The organism is Mesorhizobium sp. M7A.F.Ca.CA.001.10.2.1 (genome assembly GCF_003998575.1).
GTDB lineage: Bacteria > Pseudomonadota > Alphaproteobacteria > Rhizobiales > Rhizobiaceae > Mesorhizobium.
The window spans coordinates 1-2,249 of sequence record NZ_RZQY01000829.1 but is presented as its reverse complement, the minus strand read 5'-3'; the positions used below and the strand labels follow the sequence as shown (position 1 = coordinate 2,249).

3 protein-coding genes and 1 pseudogene are annotated in these 2,249 nt (G+C 61.8%); 2 read left to right on the top strand and 2 right to left on the bottom strand.

What is annotated here, in order from left to right; genetic code table 11:
* Positions 1-399: ABC transporter substrate-binding protein (locus EN964_RS32300; protein ID WP_245490714.1), on the bottom strand; the 399-nt coding region annotated here is incomplete at its 3' end.
* On the opposite strand from EN964_RS32300, the gene EN964_RS32295 reads away from it, so the two are divergent.
* Together EN964_RS32295 and EN964_RS32290 are read left to right on the top strand one after the other, a co-directional pair.
* A complete protein-coding gene (locus EN964_RS32295) occupies positions 398-649 on the top strand; it encodes a hypothetical protein (RefSeq protein WP_127270857.1) in 252 nt (83 codons plus the stop codon). The genes EN964_RS32300 and EN964_RS32295 overlap by 2 nt on opposite strands.
* 118 nt (positions 650-767) lie before the next feature.
* Positions 768-1,958, top strand: coding sequence for a Xaa-Pro peptidase family protein (locus tag EN964_RS32290; protein WP_127272737.1), 1,191 nt, complete (start codon positions 768-770; stop codon positions 1,956-1,958).
* A 186-nt stretch (positions 1,959-2,144) separates the two neighbouring features.
* Here the strand turns inward: EN964_RS32290 and EN964_RS32280 are convergent.
* Positions 2,145-2,249 (bottom strand): annotated as a pseudogene (locus EN964_RS32280) (IS110 family transposase); the annotation flags it as partial.

Sequence of the window (2,249 nt, the reverse complement as noted above, 5' to 3'; positions counted from 1 at the left end):
ATTCTGCAGCGGCTTCCAGATCTGCAGCGCCGAGAAGGCGACGTCGGCCGAGGTGAACGGCTTGCCGTCATGCCATTTGACGCCGTCGCGCAGTTTGAACGTCGCCGAGAGCCCGTCGGCGGCACCTTCCCAGCTCAGCGCCAGCCGTGGCGCGAGACCGTCTTTGCCGTCGAAGGAGGCTTCGGCCAGCGTTTCGACGATCTTGCTGGAGATGAAGAACACGCCGTTGGAGGCGACGATCGCCGGGTTGAGGTTGCGCGGTTCGGAATCGGCGGCAAGCACCAGTCGCCCGCCCTTCTTTGGCGTCTGCGCCCAGCCCGGTGCCGGCATTGCGGTGGAGGCCAGCAGCATTGCCGAGCCGGCAAGCATCGTGCGTCTGGAAATCGTGAAACCTGACATGATCGAACTCCGTCCTCTCCGCGACCCGGTCGGGTGCGCCAACCCCTCGGACGCCGGCAAGCCCACCGGCATCCTTGCGGCGGCGATTATGAGCCTTGCCGAGGGTTTCGCCAGAGACGGAATTGGCGCATCCTCGCTTGGCTTTGAAATTTTCGTCCGCTGGACCAGTTTGGAGGGCGTGGCTCAATTTGATCATTCTGGTAGGACCAGATTGGTTGAATATGCGACGAATGACAGCGCGGAGTCATAGAGAGGCGACATTTCATCTGTTTCTGGCTGGACCAGAACGGGCAAAGTGGTGCAGATTTGACCGCTGCCAAGGGATCGGGAGCGGAACAGCGGCGATCCGGCTATTCAGGGAGAGAGAGATGAACATTGCTCCGGGCAAGAATGCGGTCGGCAATATCCCGTTCGACCAGGCAAGGGTCGACCGGCTGATGGAGGAGGCCGGCATCGATGTGCTGCTCGCCACCTCCAAGCACAACACGCAATATCTGCTGGGCGGCTACAAGTTCATCTTCTTCGCCGCCATGGATGCGATCGGCCACAGCCGTTACCTGCCGATTGTCGTGTACGAGAAAGGCGGGCCGGACCATGCCGCCTATATCGGCAACCGCATGGAGGGCGGCGAGCATCAGAACAACCCGTTCTGGACGCCGACGCTGCACGCCGCCTGCTGGGGCACGCTCGACGCCGCCAACCTTGCGGTCGAGCATCTGCAGAAGATCGGCAAGGCGGGCGCGCGCATCGGCATCGAGCCCGGCTTCCTGCCGTCGGACGCCTATACGCTGATCCGCAAGGCGTTGCCGGACGCCAGGCTGATCGATGCGACCGACATGCTGGAGCGCATGCGCGCCATCAAGACCGATGCCGAACTGGAGAAGCTGCGCACGGCCTCTGAACTGATCACCGATTCCATGCTGGCGACCATAGCCTGGGCGCGCGAAGGCACGACCAAGGGCGAGATCATCGAACAGCTGCGGCGCGAGGAAACCAATCGCGGCATCCATTTCGAATATTGCCTGCTGACGCTGGGCTCCAGCCACAACCGCGCCGCCTCGCCGCAGGCGTGGAAAAAAGGCGAGGTGCTGTCAATCGATTCCGGCGGCAACTTTCACGGCTATATCGGCGACCTCTGCCGGATGGGCATTCTCGGGGAACCGGATGCCGAACTGGAAGATCTGCTGGCCGAGGTCGAGACGGTGCAGCAGGCGGCCTTCTCAAAAGTCAAAGCGGGCACGCTGGGCGGCGACATGATTTCCCATGCCGAGGGCGTGCTGAAGGCTTCGAAGGTCGCGGCCTACACGGATTTCTTCGCCCATGGCATGGGCCTGATCACGCACGAGGCGCCGTTCCTGATGACCAACCACCCGGTGACCTATGAAGGCACCTATGCGGCAAAGCCGCTGGAGAAGAACATGGTGCTATCGGTGGAGACGACCATGCTCCACCCGACGCGCGGCTTCATCAAGCTGGAGGACACGCTGGCGGTGACGGATGCTGGTTATGTGATGTTCGGCGACCGGGGTCGGGGGTGGAACAGGGGTGGTACTCTTTAGGACGAAGGCGGGCGCTGCCCCTCATCCGCCTGCCGGCACCTTCTCCCCGTATAGTGACGGAGAAGAGGGCAGCCGCGCCCTCGGCACCTATTTGAAAATTGGCGAAAGCGCCGATGACTGCGTCTTTCTCCCCGTCACTATACGGGGAGAAATGTCCGGCAGGACAATGAGCGACTATCTGTGGTGTCAAGTTGCATTGGCGAACTCCATGCGCGCATCGCGTGCTTTTGCATTGAGAATGACGAGGAGTTTTCGCGCCAGCGCCATGCGGATGACCATTTTGGTTTTGCC